A 25330-nucleotide genomic window follows, 5' to 3' on the forward strand; every position below is an offset into this window, starting at 1 on the left:
TACTCACATTAAATTCATCTATATAGCTTATTTAAATATTATCTTATTTTCTATTAAACTTTACTTTCTTGGCACAATTCCTTATAGCAATACTCTATTATATCACTTCTTTTTATTATACCAATAAATATTCCATTATCATCTACCACTGGAACAAAGTTTTGAGATATAGCTAAAGAAATCAGATTCTCCATTGTTTGATCAATTGTAACCGACTTATGATTAACCCTTCTTTCTATATCCTTTATTGAAACCTCATTAGTATTTTTGAAATTTAATTCTGGAGTATTCTTTAACTTCCAAAGTAAATCCCCTTCTGTTAAAGTTCCAACATATCTTCCATCATCATCTATTAACGGGATAGCAGTATATCCATGATGTTCCATTCTCTCAATAACTTGTCTCATTGTAGCATTTATATCTTCATGTACCACTTCATTTTTCGGTGTCAAAAAAAACGCAATATTCATTTCTCATCATTCCATCCTTAAACCAAATTTCAATAGGCTTTAAACTATTTATTTTGCATTATTCTTTTAAATTTATAAGCAAAATTCATATAATCTACATCGTCTAATGAACTAACCATATTTTTATAAGTAATTTCTCCTGTAAGAGTTTTTTTCACTATTATTTCTTGCAAAAGTTTATTATTACATTTAGGACAATTTCCCATTGATAAAAATCTCCAATTAAATAATGCTAAAGGATATTCAACATTAACATCATTAACGCACTTTGGACATTTAAAATCAACATTTATGTCATCAGCATTATAATTTTTTAAATCTTTAACCCTTATAGATGGCATATTATAAACATCATCCACAATGTAGTTTTTAACTACTTTTCCATTGTATAATCTCTTAAATACATCTGCTGCATAATTAGCATCATTTAAAGCGTCATGTAACTTTTTCTTATCTAATTTTATTTTAAGCTCCTCTAATGCACTTTTAAGTCCTAAGGCTTTTTTATGTCCTAACATTTTTGTGCAATAATCTTGTATATCCAAATATTTTTTTATCCACTGAATACTTTTATAATCATGATAATTAGAATTAGAAATAATTTCTACTATATCATCTGTAGCCCAAGAGCATATAATATTATCCTCTTCTACAAAAGCTTCTAATCCATCCATAGCTTCTTCAAAACTAATTCCATCTATAAGCTGTTCTTCCCTTATACCTGTTATTTCTGTTATCTTTGGATTTAATACATTAAATATACTAGGCTTAATATAAGCTTTGTATTCACCTGTCTTTTTCATAAATTTATCTAACTTAACAGCTCCAATTTCTATTATTTCGTTTTGAACTGAAAGCTGTCTTAAGTAACTATATTCATGATAAATATTTGGAAAATACTTAGTAATACTTTGCATGTTATTAAATTCCAAATCTATTATTATAAATCCCATTTTAAAATCCCCTCACTAGTTGCAAAGAACATATTGAATTATATTAAGAAACTTCATTTTTACTAATTAGTTTTATTTTTTAAAATTCCTAATACTACACCTAATATATTACTCTCTTTTCCCTTTAATTTTATTGGCTCATATTTTGCATTTGCTGGCATTAGTAATGGTTCTTTTGAATTTAAATTCAATGTCTTTAAAGTTGCACTTCCTTCTATATCAACAGCTACAATGTCATTATGATAAGCGGAGTTTTGTGACTTTACTATAACCAAATCCCCATTATTAATATTTTTTTCTATCATACTATCCCCTTTTACATGTAGCATAAATAAATTTTTATTTTTTCCTACAAAATAACTAGGAATATTAAATGTGCCCTCTTCTATATCATTAATTAGTATTGGATTTCCAGCTGCAATATCACTATATACTGGAATACCTATTAAATCATTTTCTATGATACTTTTATTTTCCTCTTCATTAACTATAACTTCTTTTAAAGTGTTTCCATTATCTATTTCAAAGCTTAATACTCTTCCTTTATTTAAATCAACATAATCATATTTTTCTATGAATGATAATTTCTTTTCTACTTTCTTATTAAACTTATTTTTTAACACAAAATTTTTTCCTCTAGTATCTCCTACTATAGCACTTATAGATTTTCCACTATAACTCCAATGATTTTTATCTATTTCCTCACCTTTATTTATAATCAATATAAAAGATCCATACTTTTCACTTTTTAAGTTTTTTATAAATATTAATTCAGCTCTACTAAGCCTTTCACAATCATCTACTATTATATGTGGGTACTTTTTTCCATACTTTCTACTATAATTTATAGCAAAAATAGCATCATCATACTTGTCCATATATCCTAATTTATGAATCTTATAAGAATATCTATCTCTTATACTATAAATTTGATTCCTACTTTCAGAATATTTTCTTAATGATTTTCCTCTTCCTATTCTACTAACAGCGAAATATTCATCTCTTGTAAAATAATTAGATTTTATCCACTCTACTTCTTCTAATAAATAACTTATATCTATACTTTTTATAAATTTAGTAAGTTTATTATCTTTACTAAACTCTTCATATACAGACTGTAATATTTCTATTTTTTTATCTAATTTCAAGTAGACTAACTTTAACTTATTTTCTCTTATATATGATTTTACATAAGAATCTATTAATTGATTAATTTTTGAGAATTCTATCTGTTCTTTGTTTTTTATTGAAAATAAAGAATAAAAACTATGTTCCATTTCAAGTTTGGCTTTTGAATAAATATTTTTTGCTTTTTTACTATGTTCTTCTCCACTATGAACTAGTAAAACCTTATCCTTATCATAAATGCAATAATTTCTTTCTAAATCAACTGCTTTGTAAATAGAAACCGTTGTCTTCCCTGTACCTACAGCACCTTTTAAAATTTGCACACCTGTTTTTTTATTTTTTAAAAATTTATCTTGTCCAACTTGAAATTCCACTATTTATTCTCCTTTCTCTTAATAATATATCTCTTATTGTACTCTTAATGTTATACTTAACATCATAATTAATGAAAATTTCAAAAATAATTAATTTTCATATTGGAAAAACTCCAAAGAAATCTAAAAAACCTTAGTTATCTTTGGAGTTCCCTTTATATAATTTTATATTAGTTTTCTTTTATGGTCAATAAAATGAACCTTTATTTACATTTAATATGAAAACTACATTTTAGTCCATAATTCTAAAGCTCTTGAAACTAAATCATTTTGTCTAGCTTCTAAAACTTCCATATTCCATTCCTTATTTGAGAATATTTCTTTACTTATTTTAAATTCACTTTTCTTACTTAAGTATTGCTCAACTTTTTCTGAGAAAGGCTTATTATTAACTCTTGTATTCTTAGCACCTGTAATTAAAACAAGATTTCCAAATTTATTTACCCAATTTCTTCTTTGGTCTGCTTTAAAGTTGCTTACCCAATATAAATCCTTTGAGTTTCTTGGTAATATATGTTCTATCATTAACTTATTACTGATTTCTAGTTCTTTTCCTTCTATTAATTCAAGTTCCATTCTTAAGAAGACATACTTTGGAACTGTCATTCTACCCTTACTATAGAAATCTATATCATTTAATGCATTTTTAAAGTAATTTATTGTTCTATCTAAATCACCAACAAATACATCATGGTTCTTTAATTCTTCTAAAGAAGATACTTCATCTATAGCTTCTATTATTTTATATACTCTATCTAATCTTTCAGCAAAAGCATTACCATTTACCCAGTCAATAACAACTCTCTTCTCTAAGATTTTTAAGAATTCTACTGTTGCTTCTTCATCATTAAACTTCTCTATAAATCTTATTAAAGCTGCTACCCACTCGTCATATGGAAGTAATTCTTTCATTATGTTTACTAAATTTTTGTAATATACAGCTTTATTTTTATCGGCAACATTTATATTTCCATCAATAACATAAGTACTATATACTTCTTTTAAGCTATGCATATGATTTATAAAATCTTCACCTATATATCCTTCTTTATTTAAGAATATATTTTTAGCAAATTCATCATATAAGTTACCATCAGCTTTTGATTTTAAAATCATAGCTCTCATATAGCCTATAAGTTTTTCAATTCCATCTTTACCTAAATCTATTTCATCATTTTCCCATATTTCAGTAAAATCTTTTCTTCTCTCTATGTTAATAACTCTTAAGTTTTCACTCTTAAGTAAATCTGAATTTGTTAAAGGTAATCCTCTAGAATTTATTACATTGAATAATCTAAATGCTGATTCAAAAGTATTAGTTGTTATAACTACTAATACTACCTTTTGAAGAAGATATTTTATAAATGCATTTAATTTTTCATCTAAAACATTTCCTTCTTCATCAGAGAAACTTTCTTTAAATACTTTAATAGCAGTTATCATATTTTTCTTAGCTTCACTTAATTCTTCTTCATCTAAATTTGAAATTAAATTAGTTCCACCTTCAGTTAAAATATATTCTTTAAAGAAATCACTTTCTTTTCCTCTTACTTTAACTCTTATACTTTCTTTAATTCCCATAAGCTCATTTGCTTCTTGATATATTAAAGAACCTAATACTTTTTTATACTCTTCATTTGCTATCATATCTCTAATAGTAGCAATTAACATTATTATTGATGTAAGTCTTTGTTGTCCATCTATAACATCGTAACGTCCCCAACCATCATCTTTATACTCTTTTGAGCATAAAACTATACTTCCTATGAAATAAGGTTCGTAGCTTTCAAACTCTCTATCTTTATTTAAAGTAATTGATAATTCTATATCATCTACTAATTGCTTTAAATTTTCCTCAGTCCATGAATACGCTCTTTGATAATCTGGTATTTCAAAAACAAACTTAGGGCTTAAAAGATCTTTTATATAATATTCTTTAGCTTTTATATTTTCAGTAAACAATTTTTTTCCTCCCAATCTACACCTATTAGCAAATTTATCTGAATTAATTTTTAGTTTATACTTTTCCAACTCTACCTACATATGTAAATATAAGATTTGAAAATAATTCTTTTAAATATCTTTTATTGAAAATATCTTAACAGGATAACTTGTCCTTATATTTACAACAAAAAAAGCCCATTAATAAGGCTTTTATTTTCTTATGTTAACTTTTTTTAATTATATCAAATTTTACTCTCTTTGTCTAAGTCTTTATAATCAACTAAGATCCTTTCATTATATATCTATACCAGCCATCTTCATTAAATATCTAGCATTTCTTGTAGTTGATACCCCATCTCTTAACTTATAATCAAATTCTAATTTATTATTTTTATAATATTCTCTAAAATTATAGTTCACTATTTCTTTTCTACTATCTTCTAAAGTACAAAGTTCTAAATCATGGGTAGAAACAAGGCCCATACTTTGACCTTTTAATAACTGATTAATTAAAACTCTAGCTCCTTCATGCCTATCAATGGAGTTAGTTCCCTTAAATATTTCATCTAATAAAAATAAAACTTTTTTATTATTTTTCACTGCTTCCACTACCATTTTTACTCTAAGAATTTCTGCATAAAAAGAAGAAATACTTTCATCTAAATTATCACTAGTTCTCATACAACTATATATATCCATTATTGGTAATGAAAATTCTTTTGCTTTAACAGGTAAGCCTAAATAAGCTAAAAATGAATTAAATCCTATAGTTCTTAAGAAAGTACTTTTCCCAGACATATTGGAACCAGTTATAAGTGCCACTCTCTTTTCTCCATCTAAATTAAAATCATTAGCTATGGCTGTTCCTTTAATCATAGGGTGACTTATTTCTTTTCCCTTTATTTCAAAATTATCTACTATAGTAGGTAATATATAACCTTCTCTTTCCCTAGCTAAAATTGATAAACTTACTAAAGCTTCAAACTCTCCAAAGCTTTCAAAATATCCTCGAATTTTTTTCCCTTCTGATTTTCTCCATTTTTCTGTTTTATATAAAATTTGAAAATCCCAATATAACATCCCATTTAAAACTATATAAAATATATTTCTCCTATCATAAAGCCAAGATGTAATATTATATAATTTTTTCATTGATACACTAGCTGGTTCTTTATCTAATAAATTATTTTTAAGACTATTTAACTTTCTAGTTTTAAAATTAGAATTCTCTATTAACTCTAAAGCTTTAACATAGCCTCCCATGCTTCTTTTTATATTTTCAAATAATTCGAGATTCTTATTTACATCTTTACTCCCTAATTTTAATATACCTAAATTAACCATAAACAATATTAAAAAGTACAAGAAACTCATTCTTCCAATTATTACAAAGCTAAAAGCTATTATTGTTAAAATAGGACCTACTATTCTTATTAAATTTAGGGGATTCCCTAAAAAACTATAATTTTCATCTTCACAAAAGCTTATAAACTCTTCTTCATTAAAACTTTTTTTCCTATCTTTAATTAAAGCTGAGTACATATTTTCTCTAAGTTCTACATTGCTAGATAACTCTTTTAAAGATTTTTGATTTTCAATAATACTCTCTTTAGATGCTTTTCCACTATTACATAAAATCTCTTTTAATTTTTTTCTTCCATAAGAACTTTCAGTTATATTAATCCATTGAAAAAAGGAAGCATTTCCAAATATATTTAAATCATTTATAAAGGGATGATTTAAATCTAAAAATTCTTCTCCCTTATCATCAAAATTTCTCCACTCACCATTTAACCTACATATATCATCTTTATTAAGTTTAATAGAACGCTCTTCAAATAATTTTTTATAAATTATTTGTTCATGAACTTTAGTTAACATAAAAAATACTATTAAAATTATTAACTCTATAATAAAGAAAATACTATTAAAACTTTCCTTATATCCATAATAAAATGCTCCCATAAAACAAATCCCTAAAATTAGCCTCATAGCACTAATTAAATTATACCTTTTATTGAGCTCCTTAAGATTTTCTTCTTTTTCCTTTATTCTATTCTTATATTGAACTTCTTCACTAATCATTTTTCTTTCCCCTTACATAAAACAAATATAACCTTTTTATACTAATTATACCTTTTAATTGAAAAGATGAGAATTAAATATTCTCATCTTTTTATATTTTTTGGTTAGATTTTACTTTATATATTTTCATAGATTGCTTCTAAATTATCTTTCATAGTATTTAAATAATCTTTTCCTGAACTATTAGTTTCTAAACTTGATATTTTTACTACCTTTGCACCAACTTCATTTGCTAAAGTTTGAGATAACTTTTCACTTGCTGTTTCTGGCATAAAAACAGTCTTTATGTTATTAGCTTTGCAATATTCAACTAAATTTTTAAGATGTTTTGGAGTAACTTCACCTTCTCCAAAAACTCCCTCTAAACTTCTTTGTTCTAAACCAAAATCTCTACACAAATATGCGAAAGCTGCATGACCTGTTATAAAATCCTTTTTATCTTTAGAAGCAAATTTTTCTTTGTATTCTTCTTTTAGATTTTTTAGCTCTGTAGCAAACTTATTATAATTTTCTTCATAATAAGCCTTGTTGTTAGGATCTACTTTTATTAAAGCATCTCTTATTAATGCACATTGCTTTGTTGCCTCATCTAACCCAAGCCATATATGTGGATCTTCTTGACCATGATTATGACCGCTATGATCTAAATTTCCTCCATGTCCTTCTTCCTCGTCTTCATGTTCATCTTCTGTATTAGCTATAACATTAGCATTTTTAGAACTATTTACAATAACAAGATTCTTATTTTCTACACTTTTAATAACTTTATCTACCCAATTTTCCATTTGTAGCCCATTGTAAATAAATAAATCTGATTCATTTAATTTAACAATATCCTTAGCCTTAGGTTCGAAATCATGTGGTTCTGCTCCACTAGGAACCATAGTTCTTACATTTACCTTATCTCCCCCTATAACTTTTGCAAATTCTCCTATAGGGTATATACTTGTCATCACTTCTATTTTATTATCATTTTCCTTACTTACTTTTTCTGTTTTATTACACCCTACCATTACTCCTAATAATGTCGCTATAACAATAGCCCCAAAAAATATTTTCTTTTTCATCCCTTCACCCCTTGCAACTGATTCGCATTTTCTATTTAATAATAAATATATTTCTATTCAATGTCAATTGATACTAACAATTTAATTATTATCTTTTTTCATAAATTTATCCCTATAAAAAGAAAAAAGATGAGTCAATATCTAAATAATAGATAAAGTCTCATCTTTCTTCTCAGTAAAAAGGTAACAATTTAGCAGATTATTTTAATCCACTTTCATATTCTTCTACCATTCTTTTTACCATTTCACCACCAACGGAACCACATTGTCTTGAAGTTAAATTACCGTTGTAATCACTAAATGGTACTCCTAGTTCATTAGCTACTTCTTCTTTGAAAGCAGCTAATCCGTTTTTTGCTTCTGGAACTAATGCTTTTGACATAATGAATTCCTCCTTTGGTTTTGGCTTTTTATTTTGTAAGTTATAGCTTAACTATTTCTTACACTATTATATTGTCCATTTGTAATCGTTTAATTCTAGGTAATTACAGGTAAAAAATTTTTTCCCTCTCCTTTTTGTAATATTTTAATTATGAAAACATATATTTGTAAAGGATTAAAAATTATTTAAATTATTAAATTCAAAGGAGGTTTTTAAAATGAAAAAGATTCTTTTAATTTGTTCTGCTGGAATGTCAACATCTTTATTGGTTACAAAAATGCAAAAAGCTGCTGCTGAACAAGGATTAGAGCTAGATATATCTGCAACTGGTTCTGGTACTTACAAAGCAGAAGCTGCTAAAGCTGATGTCCTTCTACTCGGACCTCAAGTAAGATTTATGATGAAAGAAGTTTCAAGCGCTGTCCCTAACAAACCTATTGAAGTAATTGATATGAGAGCTTACGGAAAAGTTGATGGTGTTGCAGTTTTAGCACAAGCTTTAAAATTAATGAAATAATTTTATTAGAAATTATTAAGCACCAAAAAATGAACTTATATTTATTTTATATTTTTATTTAAGGGGGAATTGTTCATGAATTTCGTAAACAAACTTGGCGACTGGCTTGAAAAGCACGTTATGCCTATCGCTACAGTTATTGGTGGTCAAAGGCACTTAGCTGCCTTAAGAGATGGTTTTATAGCTACTCTTGCTGTTAACCTTATTGGTGCAATGGCATCTTTAATTAACAACGTTTTAATAAGAGACTGGTCTCTTATCGGGGAACAATTAAACAAAATTACCTTCTATAAAGAATCAATACAACCTACTTTAAGTAAGTATATTGAGCCTGTATTATTAAGAATTAATTTTGGTACACTAGCAATTATAACAATCTTTTTAGTTATTAGTATTTCATATAATTTAGCTAAATCATACGAAGTTGATGGAATGGGTGCTGCTTTATCTTCTACTGCTTCATATTTTGTTATTTTAGCAATCTCTAGAGTAACTGAAGGTGCTGATGCTTCTGGAGCTGTAGATGCTGCTGGAAAAGCTATAATGTTAAAAATTAAAACTGATGGTGCATTAATTCCATTTAGTGATTTAGGTTCAACAGCTATGTTCACTGGTATTATTGTAGCTCTTATTGCTACTGAAATCTTTGTAAAGGTTACTAAAGCTGGTTGGGTTATAAAAATGCCAGACCAAGTACCTCCTGCTGTATCAAAAGCCTTTTCCGCTATACTTCCTGCTGGATTATCTGTAATAGTTTTTGCTATAATAAGCGTAATTTTCACTGATTTCATAGGAACTCCATTTAAAGACTTCATAGAGCAAATGATTCAAAATCCATTAATAAAACTTGGACAATCTCCATTTACTTATATATTTATGGTTTTATTAGCTCAATTATTATGGTTCTTTGGTATTCATGGTTCAAACATGACAGATCCAGCTATGAACACAATGTATAAACCACCACTATATCAAAATATAGATGCCTTCAACAAAGGTGGAGCTGCTGCTGTTCCTAATGTATTAACAAGAAACTTCTTAGATGTTTATGCTATGCATGGTGGATCTGGTGCTACTTTAGGTTTAGTTATAGCTATTTATTTATTCTCTAAGAAACAAGAATACAAAGAGCTTGCTAAACTTGCTACTGCTCCTGGTTTATTCCAAATCAACGAGCCTGTAATATTCGGTTTACCAATGGTATTAAACCCATTAATGTTCATACCATTTGTATTTACTCCAGCTATCTGTGTTACTATAGCTTATATATTTACCGCAATAATACCGTTTGCTGATAAGATTGCTGCTGAAACAGCATGGACAACACCTCCAGTACTAAGTGCCTTCTTAGCTACTAACGGTGACTGGAAAGCTGCTGTTCTTGCATTAGGTACATTCTTATTATCAATAGTTATATACGCTCCATTCGTTATTGCTGCTAATAAAATGACTGACGAAGCATAAATTTATTAAAAAAACTTATAAAAGGAGATGTATCTGTAATTCGATACATCTCCTTTTATCTAGCTATATAGCTTCACCATTTGTGACCTCTCACCTACGTAAAGAAGCTCGACTCACCTTGCTTCCTAAGTAAGTTCCTATAACTAAATTAAAGATTTAGATAGTCACTTAATACAACTATTATTCAAAAATAAAAAACTTTTAGTACTAGTTCAATAGTCACAATATTTTGTATCTATACAACTATCTCAGCAGATGAATAAATGTATTTATAAAAGTAATATAAATTAAGATACTGATTTTATATTACTTATTTTTTACTTTTTTAGCTAATTATATTGCTATATCCACAATTATAAAAATATATTTATAAACTAAAACCTAAGTCTAATAAACTAAAAATATTTTTACTTTATTACATAAAAAAAAAAGTTCTCTTAAGAACTTCTTTTGGCAGGGGCAGTAGGATTCGAACCCACAACCAATGGTTTTGGAGACCACTACTCTACCGTTGAGCCATACCCCTTCGCTACATGAATTATTATATATGTTAATTAAAAATAATGCAAGTACTTTTTTTAATTTTTTTTAAATTTTTTTATAATCCCTTTAATACTTTTCTTTTTTTACTTTTTTGGATAAAATATTTAAAGAATAACTATTAAATGAAAGGAGTTTTATTATGGAATTTATAGTTAGTACTATTGAAGAAACTCTTAATATAGGAAAACAAGTTGGAAGCCTTGCTAAATCAGGTGATATCATTTGCCTTACAGGTGATCTTGGAACTGGAAAAACTCACATGAGTAAGGGCATAGCTGAAGGACTTGGAATTACAGAACATATTACTAGCCCAACTTTTAACATAGTAAATGAATATCATAGTGGCAGATTAAATTTATATCACTTTGATGTTTATAGAGTTAATGACCCTGACGAAATTTACGCAATTGGATTCGATGAATATATATTTGGCAATGGAGTAAGCCTAATTGAATGGGCAAACTACATAGAAGAAATAATCCCTAATGAATATTTATATATAAATATAAAAAAGATTCCTGAAAAAGGTGAAAATTTCAGAAAAATAACTATAGAAGCTTTCGGACCTTCTTACGATTATATAAAGGAGATAAAATTATGATAATTTTAAGTGTTGATTCTTCCTCTAGCACAGCTACTTGCGCCTTAGTTAAGGAAGATAAAATTTTAGGTGAAATAAACTTAAACGATAAAAAAGAACATTCTGTTATATTAATGGATTTAATAGATTCTCTTTTAACTAGATATAATTTAACCTTAGATGATATTGATGGTTTTGCTATTTCAGAAGGCCCTGGATCATTTACAGGTCTTAGAATAGGAATGGCTACTATAAAAGGTTTAGCCTTTGGTTCTAATAAACCATGTTTAGCTATATCTACTTTAGACACTTTAGCTTACAATGTAATTAATTTTAATGGCATCATTTGTCCTATAATGGATGCCTTAAGAGGTAATGTATATACTAATCTTTATAAAAATAATAATGGTAAATTAGAAGCAATATCAGAAGCTAATTGCCTATCAATTGAAGAATTAGTTTCTGTTCTTAAGGAAAAAAATGAACCTGTAATATTTTTAGGTGATGGAGTTGTTAAGCATAAGGATTACTTACTTGAAAACTTAAGTAACCTTAGCTTTGCTCCACTTAATTCTAATTATCCTAAAGCTTCATCACTAGGTGAATTAGCTCTTCAATTATTTAACTCTAATGTAACTCAAGACTTAAATAAAATAGCTCCAGTTTACCTTAGAAAATCTCAAGCTGAAAGAGAATATGAAGCTAGAACGGGGATTTAACTATGGATATTTCAATAGTACCTTTAGACTATGAACATATAAAAGAAGTTTCTGATTTAAGTGCTCTAGCTTTCCCAAAAGCTGAACAATGGGATGTGTTTTCATTAAAAGGAGAACTTGTTAAACATATCTCCCACAGTTTTGTAGCTTTATATGAAGATAAAGTTATAGGATTTATAGGTATGTGGATAATTGTAGATGAAGCACAGATAAATACTATAGTTACAGATCCTAATTATAGAAATGCTGGAGTTGGAACTACTCTTTTAAATCATGTAATTAACTATTGCAAAGACTTAAATGTAAGTTCAATTTCTCTAGAAGTTCGTCAATCTAATGAAATTGCAAAAAAACTTTATATGAATAAAGGTTTCTTCATAGAAGGTGAAAGAAAAAATTACTACTCTAATAATGGAGAAACTGCTCTTTTAATGAGAGTAAATTTAAATTAATTTAAAAATAAAAGGAAGAGAGGATGTATTTATAATTTGATACATCCTCTCTTCCTTTTATCTAGCTATATAGATTCACTATTTGTAACTACTTGTTCTTTATCGTTTAACACCCTTAAATATAGCTACTGCTAACTTATTATATAAAATTAATGTTATTACACTAATTAACACAGATTTTAATAAATTCATTGGAATGATTCCTACTAAAATATAAGTTAATAAAGCCTTACCTTTAAAACTTATATGGAATAATGGTAATAATATATATATATTAGCTAATATACCCATTATTATTATAGATATTGTCCCTACTATCATTCCTATTATGGCATTTTTTTTTGTTTTTTCTCTATTATAAATATAACTTGCTGGCCATACAAAAGATGCACCTATTAAAAAATTAGCAATCTCTCCTATTCCACCTGTTGATGACCCAGAAACTAATATATGAAGAATATTTTTTAAAGCTTCTATAATTACTCCTGCTAATGGTCCAAAAGCAAACCCTCCTATTAATGCTGGAATATCACTAAGATCTATTTGCAGCCACGGAAATGCTGGTACTACAGGTATTTGAAAAAGCATTAAGATTACCCCTATAGCACTTAAAATTCCAATTTTAATAGAAATGTTTAATTTTTTATTCCTATTCATTTTTACTCTCCTCCCAAATGGTCTTCTAGGGAGACAATAAGTTAGTCATAATTATGAGTTAAAATCTAACTTTTTATTTTTTATTAAATTTAATTTTTTATTTAGTCTATCTTATTATTGCACTTTACCTATATTTTCATCACTAAGAAAAACCCTGGCATGTATATACCAGGGCATAGTTAACTCATTAATTAAACTACTCATTGTTACTCTTCTTTCATCCAGACTTTAACTGTCGGCTTCGGAATCTCACCGAATCCACTATTTCTAGTTCGCGGGCTTTACCGCCGGTGGGGACTTACACCCCGCCCTGAAGATATGATTTGTTATTTTCATTAATATTATACCATATTAATAAGTTTTTACAATAATTTCATTTAATTTTTCATTGTTAAGGCTATTCTTTTTCTTTTTAAATCTACTTCTAAAATTGTTACTTCTATAACATCTCCAACTTTAACTATATCTAATGGATGTTTTACAAATTTATTTGCCATTTGACTTTTATGAACTAATCCATCTTGGTGAACACCAATATCAACAAAGGCTCCAAAATCAGATACATTTCTTACTGTTCCCATAAGCTTCATACCAGGTTTTAAATCTTTCATATCTATTACTCCTGATTTAAATATTGGCTTTGGAAGTTCTTCTCTAGGGTCTCTTCCTGGCTTTTTAATTTCCTTTATTATATCCTTTAAAGTTAATTCTCCCACTGAAAGTTCTTCCACTAATGTTTTTAGACCTTTCTCTGCAACTCTTTGTTCTATATCTGAGAAATCTTTTTCTTTTCCATATCCTAAAATCTCTATTAATTTTTTAGCTACTTCATAGGACTCTGGATGAACAGCTGTATTATCTAAATATTCTTTTCCTTCGCTTACTCTTAAGAATCCTGCACACTGTTCATAAGCTTTTTGTCCAAGTCTTTTAACCTTTAATAGTTCTTTTCTAGATACAAACTTTCCATTTTCTTCTCTATATTCAACTATATTTTTTGCTATGCTACTATTTATACCTGATATATAAGATAATAAAGATGGTGTTGCCATATTTAAATCTACACCAACATTATTAACACAATCTTCAACTACACCAGTTAATGACTCATCTAATTTTTTAGCTGTTACATCATGTTGATATTGCCCTACCCCTATAGCTTTAGGGTCTATTTTAACAAGTTCTGCAAGAGGGTCTTGTAACCTTCTTCCTATTGAGATTGCACCTCTTATAGTTACATCTAAATCTGGATATTCCTTATTAGCCAATTCTGAAGCAGAATAAACTGAAGCACCTGCCTCTGATACTATTACATAATATAGTTCTTTACCACTTTCAGCTTTTATTTCTGATAGCATTTCTGCTATAACCTCTTCTGACTCTCTAGAAGCAGTTCCATTTCCTAAAGAAATTATTCCTACATCATATTTATGTATTAATTCCTTTAAGACTTTTTTAGTCCCTTCTCTATCATTTTTAGGAACTGTTGGATATACTGTAGCCTTATCTAAAAACTTCCCTGTTTCATCTAAAACAGCAACTTTACATCCTGTTCTAAATCCTGGGTCAAAGCCCATAACAGCTTTACCCTTTATTGGTGATTGCATTAAAAGGGCTTTTAAATTTGCTTTAAAGATAGCTATTGCTCCTATCTCACCTTTTTCAGTAAGTTCACTTCTTATTTCTCTCTCTATAGATGGATATATTAATCTCTTTAAAGAATCTTTAATACTAAGTTCTAAATATTTGTCTGTTTCACTATTCCCCTTAAGAATTTTACTATTAAGGTAATTTATTATTTTATCTTCATTAGATGTTATTTTAACTGATAATATCTTTTCTTTTTCTCCTCTGTTTATAGCAAGAATTCTATGAGCTGGAATATTTTTAACTGCTTCACTGTATTCATAATACATTTCATAAGGAGTTGGTTCTTCACTTCCTCCTTTAGTTTCAATACTTCCTTCTCTTAACACCAATTCTCTAATGAATTTTCTGTATTCAGCACTATCTGATATTATTTCACTAATAACATCCATAGCTCCATTTAATGCATCTTCAGCACTTTTAACTTCTTTTTCTTCATTTATGAATTCTTTAGCTTTTTCTTCTATATTCCCTTTAAAATCCCCGGCTAATATTAATTCACCTAACGGCTTTAATCCTCTTTCTACAGCTATGGTTGCTCTAGTTCTTTTTTTAGCTTTATAAGGTCTATAAAGGTCTTCAACTTCTGTTAAACTATTAGCTTTTTCTATTTTGCTTTTAAGTTCTTCTGTTAATTTTCCTTGTTCATCAATTAATCTTATAACATCTTCTTTTCTACTTTGTAAGTTTCTTAAATAAGTTAACCTTTCAAAGAAATTTCTTAAAACTTCATCAGTAAGATTTCCTGTTCTTTCTTTTCTATATCTAGCTATGAAAGGAACTGTATTTCCTTCATCAAGCATTTCAATAACGCTTTCTACTTGCTTTAAAGATATATTAAGTTCCTTACTTAAAACCTCATTTATATTTTCCATTACCTTCAACTCCTATATCACCTAGTATACTAAGTAAATTTAGTTGAAATAAATCTAATGAAATTAGGTTTATTTCAACTAATATTTTGACTATAATTATTGATTACTACTGCTTCCTAAATAAGCAATAATAAAATCATCTATTTCTCCATCCATTACTAAATTAACATTAGCTATTTCCTTGTTTGTTCTATGGTCCTTAACTAATGAATAAGGGTTAAATACGTAGCTTCTTATTTGGCTTCCCCATCCCATATCCTTTAATTCTCCAGTTAAATCTTCTATTTTTTCTTTATGAGCTCTTTCTTTAAGTTCAATTAACTTAGCCTTAAGCATTCTCATTGCTGTATCTTTATTAGCAAACTGGCTTCTTTCATTTTGGCATTGAACAACTATTCCTGTTGGAATATGTGTTATTCTAACTGCTGATTCAGTCTTATTTATATGTTGTCCACCAGCTCCACTAGCTCTATAAGTATCTATTCTTAAATCAACTGGATTTATTTCTATATCTTGTTCCTTAGTTAACTCTGGCAGTACCTCCACTGATGAAAAAGATGTTTGTCTCTTTCCATTAGCATTGAAAGGTGATATTCTTACTATTCTATGAATACCCTTTTCTGCTTTTAAATAGCCATAAGCAAACTCTCCCTTTACAGAAAGAGTAACACTTTTCACTCCTGCTTCATCTCCAGCTATATAATCTAAAGTTTCCACTTCATAGCCCTTTTTTTCACACCATCTTGTATACATTCTAAGAAGCATAGAAGTCCAGTCATTGGCATCAGTACCTCCAACCCCTGTATGAAGAGTGACTATGGCATTATTTTTATCGTATTCTCCTGATAAAAGAGTTTCTATTCTAAGTGTATTTATTATCTTATCTATATCATTAATTTCAGATATTATTTCATTAGCTGTTTCCATATCATCTTCTTCCATCATGTCCTTTAATACTTCTATATCTTCAATTCTTCTAACTAGGACTTTATGGTTATTGATTTTTTCCTTAATTCTTTTACTAAGCTGAGTTATTTCTTGAGCTTTATTTGTGTCACTCCAAAAATCTTTTTCTTGCATTTTGCACTCTAACTCTTTATCTTCCTTCTCTAGCCTAGCCAAGTCAAAGTGACTCACTCACTTTCTCTAATGTAGATTTAAGTATAGCAAGTTTATTAAAACTATTTTCTAATTCTAAAATCATTTAATCACCTCTTTATTATATTTTATGGCCTTAATTTTTCATAAGCTATATACAGTATATCATCATCTGAGAATCTAATACAAAAAAGGATTATATTAAAAATTCCTAGAAGACTAGTAATTTCATATAACCCCCTTTTATTATTGTAATTCTAAATATAATTTACTTTAATTAATTTGCTGCTTCGCTTCCACAACAGTTTTTAAATTTCTTTCCGCTTCCACATGGGCATGGATCATTTCTTTTTATTTTTGGTCCATGTTTAATTGGTTGTTTCTTATTCTTAACTTCCTTTTCTCCATGTATTGCTTCAGCTTCTTCAGCAACCTTTTCTCTCTTTGGAGCTTCAACTTGAACTCTAACATGATATAAGTATTTAACAGTATCTAACTTAATGCTTTCTATCATTTCTTCAAACATATTACTACCTTCCATTTGGTATGCTTGAACAGGGTCTTGTTGTTTGTATGCTCTAAGTCCTATTCCTTGTTTTAAGTGATCCATATTATCTATATGATCCATCCACTTACTATCAACACACTTAAGCATAATAACTCTTTCTATTTCTCTCATTTGTTCTGAGCCAATAGATGCCTCTTTTTCTTCATAAAGTTTCATAGCAACTTCTATTAATTTCTCTTCTATTTCCTCTGGTTCAAGTTTAAATAACTCTTCAACATCAAACTCATCCTTAGGTAAATAAATATCTTCAAGGTAATTTAATAAAGTTCCTATTGCTTCTTTATAATTCTCATCCTCTGAATCTAAGTGAACATTAACAGCAGTTTCAATTATATCCTTTATCATAGTTATTATATAATCTTTTAGGTTTTCCCCCTCTAAAACTTCTGTTCTTTGTTTGTATATTATTTCTCTTTGTTGGTTTATAACATCATCATAACCTAACAAGCTTTTTCTTATGTCAAAGTTATTACCTTCAACTTTCTTTTGAGCATTTTCTATAGTTTTAGTTACCATAGCATTTTCTATAGCTTCATCTTCATCAAGACCTATTTTATCAGCTATAGCCATAACCTTATCTGAACCGAAAAGTCTCATTAAATCATCTTCAAGAGATATATAGAATCTTGATTCCCCAACATCTCCTTGACGTCCTGAACGTCCTCTTAACTGGTTATCTATTCTTCTTGATTCATGTCTTTCAGTACCTATTATTTTTAATCCACCAACTTCTAAAGCTCCTTCTCCAAGCTTTATGTCAGTACCTCTTCCTGCCATATTAGTCGCTATAGTAATATTACCTAGTTGACCCGCTTTAGAAACTATTTCAGCTTCTTGTTCATGGTATTTAGCATTAAGTACTTTATGTGGCACTCTCTTTTTCTTTAATAAATCAGATATTAACTCTGACTTTTCAATACTAGTTGTACCAACAAGAATTGGTTGACCTGTTTTATGTGTTTCCATTATTTCTTCAACAATGGCATTATATTTTCCTCTTTGAGTTTTATATACTAAATCTTTTTGGTCTTTTCTTGCTATTGGTCTATGAGTTGGTATAATAACAACGTCTAAACCATAAATTTCTCTAAATTCAGCTTCCTCTGTTTGAGCTGTACCAGTCATTCCTGATAACTTTTCATACATTCTAAAGTAGTTTTGGAATGTTATGGTTGCTAAAGTCTTTGATTCTCTTCTTACTTCAACATTTTCTTTAGCTTCTATTGCTTGGTGAAGACCATCTGAATATCTTCTACCTTCCATAAGTCTTCCTGTAAATTCATCTACTATGATTATTTCATTATTTTTAACCATGTAGTCTTTATCTTTCTTCATTAAGTAATTGGCTTTTAATCCTTGAGTTACATAATGTTGAAGTTCCATGTTTTCAGCATCTGCATAGTTCTCAACATTGAATGTTTTTTCAGCTTCATGCATACCTTCATCTGTTAACATTACAGCATGACCTTTTTCATCAACAGTAAAATGTTCTTCTTCTTTTAATCTCTTAACAAAGAAATCTGCTATTTTATAGAAGTCTGTTGACTTATCTCCAGCTCCTGATATTATAAGAGGAGTTCTTGCTTCATCTATAAGAATTGAGTCAACCTCATCCACTATACAGTAATTTAATTTTCTTTGAACTCTCTCTTCTTTATATATAACCATATTATCTCTTAAATAATCGAACCCAAATTCATTATTTGTTCCGTAAGTTATATCAGCTCCATAAGCATCTCTTCTTTGGTCGTTTGTTAATCCGTGAACAATAACTCCTGTAGTTAAGCCAAGATATTCATATAACTGCCCCATCCACTCTTTATCTCTTTGTGCAAGATAGTCATTTACAGTTATTACGTGAACTCCTTTTCCTGATAATGCATTTAAATAAGCTGGTAATGTTGCAACTAAAGTTTTACCTTCCCCTGTTTTCATCTCTGAGATTCTACCTTGGTGTAAAACAATTCCCCCTATAAGTTGCTCTCTATAGTGTTTCATTCCTAAAATTCTTCTAGCCCCTTCCCTTACTACAGCAAAAGCTTCAACTAAAATATCATCTAAAGTTTCTCCATTTGCTAATCTATCTTTAAATTCTTGAGTCTTTCCCTTTAGTTCTTCTTCTGACAATGCTTCCATTGAAGGTCCTAATTTATCTATTTTATCAATTAAAGGAATTATATTTTTTACTTGTCTTTCACTATAACTACCAAAAATCTTATCAAAAAATCCCATATTTATTCTCCTCAATTCTCTTAGTTTATTTAATGATTATTATATCACTTATTCCTGTAAATTTTCAATAAAGTTGATTAGTTCACAGTTTTTTAAGCTTTTAATATTTTTTATTAAAATTTCTTTCAAAATTACCCAGTTTTTATTTTAACATTTATTTATGATTAATATACTTATTTCTGTATTTTTTAACATATTATTTTTTAATTTTATTAAATTATTTTATGTAAAATAAAAATAACAAAATCTTAATTACTTTATTAAAAGAAAAGGATCTGTATCAAATCAGCACCTTAATTTATATTACTTTTATAAACGTAGACTTAATTCAGATGGAGTTTTGACTCCAGCTGAATGCTTAGTCGCAGTTATCTAGAAGCATGAGGCTGTAATACTCCTACTTATAGATAGGAGTATTACAGCCTCTAGCTATCAGATAAATGTATTTTTTCATCTACCTATATAGCTAGATAAAAGGAAGAGAGGATGTATCTGAATTTGATACATCCTCTTCTTTATACTTAATATTGAAATATATATTTATTTAAAGTCCTAGCAAATAAAAGTCTAGGCTTATTATATACAAATTTTATTCATCTTCAGCTTCTATTAAACCATAATGTCCATCTTTTCTCTTATAAACTACACTTATTTCATTTGTATCTCCATCTCTAAATACAAAGAAATTATGACCTATTAATTCCATTTGAAGTACCGCTTCATCTGGTAACATTGGTTTAACATCAAATTTTTTAGTTTTAACTATTTTTCTATCTTCTACTCTATCTTCCTCATCTATAGCTACTTCACTATCTATTTGAGCAAATTTTAGAGAATCATATTCAAGTTTTTTTAATTTAGTTTTATGTTTTCTAATTTGACCTTCAAGTTTTTCTTCAACTAAATCTAATGATTTATACATATTTTCAGTTGACTCTTCACCTCTTAAAAAGATCCCACTAAATGGTATTATAACCTCGACTATTTGTCTGTTCTTCTCTACTTTTAGCGTTACTTTGGCTTCGACATTCTCATTAAAATATTTTTCTAACTTTGATATCTTCTTTTCTACTGTATCTTTTAAAGCATCTGTTAATGTTATATTTCTTGCATGTATTTTTATTTTCATATGCCCAGCCCCTTTCATAAAACATTTAAAAAAATTTTTTAAATATTTTCTATGATTTAATTTTACTACTTCTAGGAGAAATAAACAAACTAAAAAGAGAATAAATTTTCTGAAAATTTGTAATCCTTTACTTGTTAGCTTTCTTTTCCTCTATTTTATTATATGATTCTAAACTTGACTTTTTTACTTTCTTGGGTATTTTTTCATAAAAAAAGTTGTTAGCCTAAACTAACAACTTTTTTTGTACTAGCTGACCTGGTCTTTGACCCCACACTCGCCTGCTGGAGCTTTTGCTACCCGGTATTATCCTCTCACTACTAACCCTCTCAGTTTACTGGCAGGACTTACTTCTAAGCCGCACCATGCTCATTAAAACTTTGTTTAACTTACGTGGATCGTTTTGCCTGCGACTGGCATCGACTTTCAACCACAGACCTAGCACATATATTATTATATACTACTTTTCACTACAGTCAACAAAAAAACATCAATATTATAATATTTTTTTAAAATTTTTGTTGAACTAAGCAAAGTTGCACCACTTGTTACTACATCATCTAACAATAAAATTCTTTTATTTTCTAAATATAAATCATTTATCTCTATATAAAAAGCATCCTTTATATTTTCTAACCTCTCACTTTTACATAATGTTTTTTGTTCCTTTACTCCTTCTCTTTTACCTAATATTTGAATAACTTCTTTTCCTGTTTTCTCAGAAAGCTTTTTAGCTAAATACTCACATTGATTAAACTCTCTTTTTTTTAAAGCACTTTTATTCATAGGAATATAGGTTATATAATCAAAGTCTATTTTTTCATCTACTACTTTTCTATATAATAAATGAGAAAAAAACTCACCAACATTAAAATTCTTTTTATATTTAAATTCCGAAACAAGCTTTTTTATCATATGATTGTAATACACTATAGAATAACATTTATTATTATCTAAAAGAAAAGGTTCTCCCACATACTTCAATTGTGTTTTACATTGATCACAAAGAAAGTACTCACTCTCTTCTACTCCACAATTTAAACAGTTAGTACAACTAGGATATATAATTTCTAATAGACAATTAATTAAATATTTTATTATATATCTCACTCCCAAACAATTTTGTTGAAACATCTTGAAATATTTTTAGCTTCGTCAATCTCTTTACTATCTTGCTTACTTACTATTATCATTTCACTTTCTTGTTCTAATAGAGTTAACCTTCCACATATAAAAACTATTTTTTTATATGTAAAAAATTCTCTACTAGCACTATATATTATGAAATTTGAATTATCTAATTTGTCTATAATCTTATCTACATCTTCTATTATTATAATTTTATTTCCACTAGATAAAATTAACTTTATTACCTCATAATTATTAACATCTTTATATACTTTTATATCATCAAATATATAAAGATATTTATTTAAATTATCATAAAACATGTCACGTTCATTTTTTCCTACATAAATTATAGTGTTATGTCCCAACTTGCTAAAATACTCAAAATACTCTGTTATTATATTTGGAATTTTCTTTTTTAAATTTAACTTACTTATTATAATTCTAGGCTCTACAAAATGACTTTCTCTTCCTTGAGTTGTTATATATAAGAAGTCACAATTTTTTAGAATTTCTTCAATTGAAAAAATAATTATCCTTTTTGCTTTTTTATATAAATAATCTACCATTTCTATGAGATCTAGCTTATTATAATTACTATAAGCACTTAAGTCATCTATAATAATAGTATTGTAAATATCATTTTTTTCATTCCATCTATCTAAGTTTTTTATATGGATATTACTTTTTTCAAAAGTTTTTAATCCTATGCTATTAGTTAAACATAATATTTTATTTTCTTTTTCCTTACTTAATAAATCCTTTACTATTATCACTGACTTATAAGGTTCCATAATCGTATTGATAATACCTTCTTTTTTACTTTCATAATACTCTAATATTTTTTCCTTAGCACCTTCATCCTTTAAAGAAAAATACATTTTATCTAATCCCAAAATAATCACCCTACTTTATCTGATAGCTAGTGGCTCTTAAATAAGTTAAATATTTTAACTCTTACTTAAAGTTATTCCTCAATAGCATCATTACTTATAATTTCTTTTATTCTCCACTTTAATGAAGAATATCTGTTCATACTTTTAGTATTTTCAACCATATACTTAAGTGCTCTTTCCATTCCAGCGACTACAACCATTGATTTAGCTCTAGTTATTCCTGTATAAAGAAGATTTCTATTCATAAGAAAAGGTGACCCCATATAAACCGGCATTATTATAACTGGAAACTCACTTCCTTGGCTTTTATGAATAGTTATGGCATAAGCTAATTCTAATTCATCTAAAAGACTAAAGTCATACTTCACCCTTCTCTCATCATCGAAAATAACATTTAGAGTTCTTTCTTCATTATTTATACTTTCAATAAATCCCATATCTCCATTAAATACACCTTCTCCTTCTAGGTCACCAAGACCTTGAACTCTATTCCATTTTAAAGTGTAATTATTTTTAATTTGCATTACTTTATCGCCAACTCTAAAAACAGAATCTCTAAATTCTTTTTCATCCTTATATGGCTTTTTAGGATTTAATACTTCTTGTAATTTTTGATTTAAGTTTATTACACCTAAAGTTCCCTTTTTCATAGGTGCCAATATTTGAATATCCTTATACTTATCCCATTTACCATTGAAATTAGGTAGCCTTCTATTTATTAAGTCTACAATCAATTCTAATATTTTATCTTGATTTTCTTCTTTTAAAAAATAAAAATCTTTGCCTTTCTCATTTAATTTTGGCATTTCACCTCTATTTATTCTATGTGCATTTACTACTATTAGACTTTCTTTTCCTTGTCTAAAAATCTCATCTAATCTAACAACCTTAGTAAACTCACTTTCAATTAAATCTTTTAAGACATTTCCAGCACCTACTGATGGTAATTGATCTATATCTCCCACTATTATAAGCCTTGTTCCTACCTTTATTGCCTTTAATAGATTATTCATCAATGCCACATCTATCATAGACGCTTCATCAATTATTACTACATCACCTTCAACATTTTTTTGTTCCTTTGTCTCAAATTGAATTTCTTCCCCTTCTTCACTTACACCCATATCTAATAATCTATGTATTGTTTTAGCTTCTCGTCCTGTTGATTCTCCCATTCTCTTAGCAGCTCTTCCTGTAGGCGCAGCTAAGACAACTTTCATATGACAACTTTCAAAAATCTCAATTATAGCTTTTATTATGGTTGTTTTTCCTGTACCAGGACCTCCTGTAATAATTTCTATTCCATTTTGAAATGCACCTAATATAGCTTCTTTTTGTGATGGAGCAAACTTTATTTTATTATCCCTTTCAAAATGCTCTATTAAATTTTCTACATCTGCATTTATATTTTGAAAATTACTTATAGCTAAGGTAAGTATTCTATTGGTTATTCCTAATTCATTATAATAATAAGGAATAGTAAACACAGCTTCTTCACCATCTACAACTTCCAATTTTATCTTATTATCCAATACTGCATCATTTATATTTTTTTCTATAATCTCATTTTTTACTTCTAAATTTTCAGATGCAACTTTTATTAAATCCTTCTTTAACATATAGGTGTTTCCATTAGCACAATAATCATTGATTATATACTTTATTCCACTTTGAATTCTAAAATCTGATTCCTTTTCTACTCCCATAGATTTAGCTATTCTATCAGCTGTTTTAAATCCTATTCCTATTATTTCTTCTGATAAAATATAAGGATTTTCTTTGACCACATCTACTGATGCTGCTCCATATTTTTTATATATTTTTAAACACTGATTCATGGTTATTCCATGTTCTTGAAAATATATAGATATATTTTTTAATTCACTTTGTTCTCTATAAGATTCTATTATTATTTCTAATTTCTTTTTTCCAATCCCCTCTACTTCTTTTAATCTATCTATCTCATTATCAAGTATTTCTAAAGTTTTCTCTCCAAATTTTTCAACTATTTTTTTAGCTGTGACAGGACCTATTCCGTGTATTATCCCCGATGAAAGATATTTTTTTATTCCCTCAATGGATGTAGGTAATATTTCCTCAAGTGACTCTATTTTAAATTGTTTTCCAAACTGCTTGTGTACAATCCACTCACCAGATAACTTTAAATTTTGTCCCTCTTTGACCTGTGGAACTGTTCCAACAGCTGTATACACATTATTATTTTCTCTAAATTTCATTACTGTATATCCAGTATCATCGCTTTTAAAAACAATACTTTCTACTATTCCACTTAATTCTTCCATTATATTACTCCTAGATTAATTAAGCTAAAATTCAATAAAAAATCAAATTAAAGCTCTTTTATACTTTTTCTATATTATACTCAATTATATCATATTTTAAGCCTATAACTTACTTTGTATAC

At 27.9% G+C, this 25330-nt stretch carries 20 protein-coding genes, 1 tRNA gene and 1 riboswitch; of the genes, 5 read left to right on the forward strand and 16 right to left on the reverse strand.

Annotation, left to right across the window (positions count from 1 at the left end):
* Positions 1-53: 53 nt before the first annotated feature.
* The 7 genes from ARA19_RS13255 to ARA19_RS13285 all read right to left on the reverse strand — a co-directional run bounded on the left by ARA19_RS13255 (position 54) and on the right by ARA19_RS13285 (position 8403).
* Positions 54-470 carry a CBS domain-containing protein gene (locus tag ARA19_RS13255; RefSeq protein WP_055071446.1) on the reverse strand — a complete coding sequence of 139 codons (417 nt, stop codon included), beginning with the start codon at positions 468-470 and terminating at the stop codon, positions 54-56.
* A 44-nt stretch (positions 471-514) separates the two neighbouring features.
* A complete protein-coding gene (locus tag ARA19_RS13260) occupies positions 515-1423 on the reverse strand; it encodes a 3'-5' exonuclease (RefSeq protein WP_055071447.1) in 909 nt (302 codons plus the stop codon).
* 62 nt (positions 1424-1485) lie between these two features.
* On the reverse strand, positions 1486-2925 hold the full coding sequence (locus ARA19_RS13265) for a LexA family protein (protein ID WP_055071448.1): 1440 nt from the start codon (positions 2923-2925) through the stop codon (positions 1486-1488).
* Between the two features lie 225 nt (positions 2926-3150).
* Complete coding sequence (locus ARA19_RS13270) at positions 3151-4887, reverse strand: DUF262 domain-containing protein (RefSeq protein WP_055071449.1); 1737 nt, start codon at positions 4885-4887, stop codon at positions 3151-3153.
* Positions 4888-5163: 276 nt separating this feature from the next.
* Positions 5164-6954: a MutS family DNA mismatch repair protein gene (locus ARA19_RS13275; RefSeq protein ID WP_055071450.1), complete on the reverse strand. Its 1791-nt coding sequence runs from the start codon at positions 6952-6954 to the stop codon at positions 5164-5166.
* Between the two features lie 116 nt (positions 6955-7070).
* Entirely contained in the window at positions 7071-8021 is a 951-nt protein-coding gene (locus ARA19_RS13280) for a metal ABC transporter substrate-binding protein (protein ID WP_055071451.1), read from the reverse strand.
* A gap of 199 nt (positions 8022-8220) precedes the next feature.
* The gene (locus tag ARA19_RS13285; protein WP_055071452.1) at positions 8221-8403 is read right to left on the reverse strand and encodes an alpha/beta-type small acid-soluble spore protein; all 183 of its coding nucleotides are present in this window, start codon (positions 8401-8403) and stop codon (positions 8221-8223) included.
* Positions 8404-8620: 217 nt separating this feature from the next.
* Between ARA19_RS13285 and ARA19_RS13290 the strand changes: the two genes are divergently transcribed.
* Together ARA19_RS13290 and ARA19_RS13295 are read left to right on the forward strand one after the other, a co-directional pair.
* Positions 8621-8920 (forward strand): PTS sugar transporter subunit IIB, encoded by a 300-nt coding sequence (locus tag ARA19_RS13290; RefSeq protein WP_055071453.1) that lies wholly within the window; start codon positions 8621-8623, stop codon positions 8918-8920.
* Positions 8921-8995: 75 nt separating this feature from the next.
* Positions 8996-10384, forward strand: coding sequence for a PTS sugar transporter subunit IIC (locus ARA19_RS13295; protein ID WP_055071454.1), 1389 nt, complete (start codon positions 8996-8998; stop codon positions 10382-10384).
* A gap of 451 nt (positions 10385-10835) precedes the next feature.
* Here ARA19_RS13295 and ARA19_RS13300 read toward each other — a convergent pair.
* A tRNA-Trp gene (locus tag ARA19_RS13300) sits at positions 10836-10910 on the reverse strand.
* A gap of 156 nt (positions 10911-11066) precedes the next feature.
* Here ARA19_RS13300 and tsaE point away from each other — a divergent pair.
* The 3 genes from tsaE to rimI are packed head-to-tail and all read left to right on the forward strand — an operon-like array spanning position 11067 to position 12678.
* Entirely contained in the window at positions 11067-11528 is a 462-nt protein-coding gene (tsaE, locus tag ARA19_RS13305; RefSeq protein WP_055071455.1) for a tRNA (adenosine(37)-N6)-threonylcarbamoyltransferase complex ATPase subunit type 1 TsaE, read from the forward strand.
* Positions 11525-12226, forward strand: a complete 702-nt coding sequence (gene tsaB / locus ARA19_RS13310) for a tRNA (adenosine(37)-N6)-threonylcarbamoyltransferase complex dimerization subunit type 1 TsaB (protein ID WP_055071456.1) — start codon at positions 11525-11527, stop codon at positions 12224-12226. The genes tsaE and tsaB overlap by 4 nt, the downstream gene beginning before the upstream one ends.
* Before the next feature lie 2 nt (positions 12227-12228).
* Complete coding sequence (gene rimI, locus ARA19_RS13315) at positions 12229-12678, forward strand: ribosomal protein S18-alanine N-acetyltransferase (protein WP_055071457.1); 450 nt, start codon at positions 12229-12231, stop codon at positions 12676-12678.
* 99 nt (positions 12679-12777) lie between these two features.
* Here rimI and ARA19_RS13320 read toward each other — a convergent pair whose 3' ends face one another.
* The 8 genes from ARA19_RS13320 to recD2 all read right to left on the reverse strand — a co-directional run bounded on the left by ARA19_RS13320 (position 12778) and on the right by recD2 (position 25208).
* On the reverse strand, positions 12778-13335 hold the full coding sequence (locus ARA19_RS13320) for an ECF transporter S component (RefSeq protein ID WP_055071458.1): 558 nt from the start codon (positions 13333-13335) through the stop codon (positions 12778-12780).
* A gap of 205 nt (positions 13336-13540) precedes the next feature.
* Positions 13541-13657, reverse strand: a riboswitch (FMN riboswitch).
* A gap of 55 nt (positions 13658-13712) precedes the next feature.
* Positions 13713-15857, reverse strand: coding sequence for a Tex family protein (locus ARA19_RS13325; RefSeq protein ID WP_055071459.1), 2145 nt, complete (start codon positions 15855-15857; stop codon positions 13713-13715).
* A gap of 96 nt (positions 15858-15953) precedes the next feature.
* A protein-coding gene (prfB, locus tag ARA19_RS13330; RefSeq protein ID WP_242862430.1) for a peptide chain release factor 2 occupies positions 15954-17061 on the reverse strand; the annotation gives its coding sequence in 2 pieces (ribosomal slippage) (positions 15954-16991 and positions 16993-17061; 1107 coding nt in all).
* 171 nt (positions 17062-17232) lie between these two features.
* On the reverse strand, positions 17233-19755 hold the full coding sequence (gene secA, locus ARA19_RS13335; protein ID WP_055071460.1) for a preprotein translocase subunit SecA: 2523 nt from the start codon (positions 19753-19755) through the stop codon (positions 17233-17235).
* Positions 19756-20344: 589 nt separating this feature from the next.
* On the reverse strand, positions 20345-20884 hold the full coding sequence (gene hpf, locus ARA19_RS13340; protein ID WP_055071461.1) for a ribosome hibernation-promoting factor, HPF/YfiA family: 540 nt from the start codon (positions 20882-20884) through the stop codon (positions 20345-20347).
* 450 nt (positions 20885-21334) lie between these two features.
* Positions 21335-21991, reverse strand: coding sequence for a ComF family protein (locus ARA19_RS13345; protein WP_197276599.1), 657 nt, complete (start codon positions 21989-21991; stop codon positions 21335-21337).
* On the reverse strand, positions 21988-22905 hold the full coding sequence (locus ARA19_RS13350; RefSeq protein WP_055071463.1) for a hypothetical protein: 918 nt from the start codon (positions 22903-22905) through the stop codon (positions 21988-21990). Before ARA19_RS13350 ends, ARA19_RS13345 begins: the two co-directional genes overlap by 4 nt.
* A gap of 71 nt (positions 22906-22976) precedes the next feature.
* The gene (gene recD2 / locus ARA19_RS13355) at positions 22977-25208 is read right to left on the reverse strand and encodes an SF1B family DNA helicase RecD2 (RefSeq protein ID WP_055071464.1); all 2232 of its coding nucleotides are present in this window, start codon (positions 25206-25208) and stop codon (positions 22977-22979) included.
* Positions 25209-25330: the final 122 nt, after the last annotated feature.

It is taken from the genome of Clostridium massiliamazoniense (genome assembly GCF_001403635.1).
GTDB lineage: Bacteria > Bacillota > Clostridia > Clostridiales > Clostridiaceae > Sarcina > Sarcina massiliamazoniense.

Bases quoted from the DNA above. Each gene is read 5' to 3' on its own strand.
- hpf (WP_055071461.1), bottom strand. From the start codon at position 20,884: ATGAAAATAAAAATACATGCAAGAAATATAACATTAACAGATGCTTTA.
- ARA19_RS13280 (WP_055071451.1), bottom strand. From the start codon at position 8,021: ATGAAAAAGAAAATATTTTTTGGGGCTATTGTTATAGCGACATTATTA.
- ARA19_RS13260 (WP_055071447.1), bottom strand. From the start codon at position 1,423: ATGGGATTTATAATAATAGATTTGGAATTTAATAACATGCAAAGTATT.
- ARA19_RS13325 (WP_055071459.1), bottom strand. From the start codon at position 15,857: ATGGAAAATATAAATGAGGTTTTAAGTAAGGAACTTAATATATCTTTA.
- ARA19_RS13290 (WP_055071453.1), top strand. From the start codon at position 8,621: ATGAAAAAGATTCTTTTAATTTGTTCTGCTGGAATGTCAACATCTTTA.
- ARA19_RS13320 (WP_055071458.1), bottom strand. From the start codon at position 13,335: ATGAATAGGAATAAAAAATTAAACATTTCTATTAAAATTGGAATTTTA.
- tsaB (WP_055071456.1), top strand. From the start codon at position 11,525: ATGATAATTTTAAGTGTTGATTCTTCCTCTAGCACAGCTACTTGCGCC.
- ARA19_RS13295 (WP_055071454.1), top strand. From the start codon at position 8,996: ATGAATTTCGTAAACAAACTTGGCGACTGGCTTGAAAAGCACGTTATG.
- rimI (WP_055071457.1), top strand. From the start codon at position 12,229: ATGGATATTTCAATAGTACCTTTAGACTATGAACATATAAAAGAAGTT.
- ARA19_RS13285 (WP_055071452.1), bottom strand. From the start codon at position 8,403: ATGTCAAAAGCATTAGTTCCAGAAGCAAAAAACGGATTAGCTGCTTTC.
- recD2 (WP_055071464.1), bottom strand. From the start codon at position 25,208: ATGGAAGAATTAAGTGGAATAGTAGAAAGTATTGTTTTTAAAAGCGAT.
- tsaE (WP_055071455.1), top strand. From the start codon at position 11,067: ATGGAATTTATAGTTAGTACTATTGAAGAAACTCTTAATATAGGAAAA.
- secA (WP_055071460.1), bottom strand. From the start codon at position 19,755: ATGGGATTTTTTGATAAGATTTTTGGTAGTTATAGTGAAAGACAAGTA.
- ARA19_RS13255 (WP_055071446.1), bottom strand. From the start codon at position 470: ATGAATATTGCGTTTTTTTTGACACCGAAAAATGAAGTGGTACATGAA.
- ARA19_RS13275 (WP_055071450.1), bottom strand. From the start codon at position 6,954: ATGATTAGTGAAGAAGTTCAATATAAGAATAGAATAAAGGAAAAAGAA.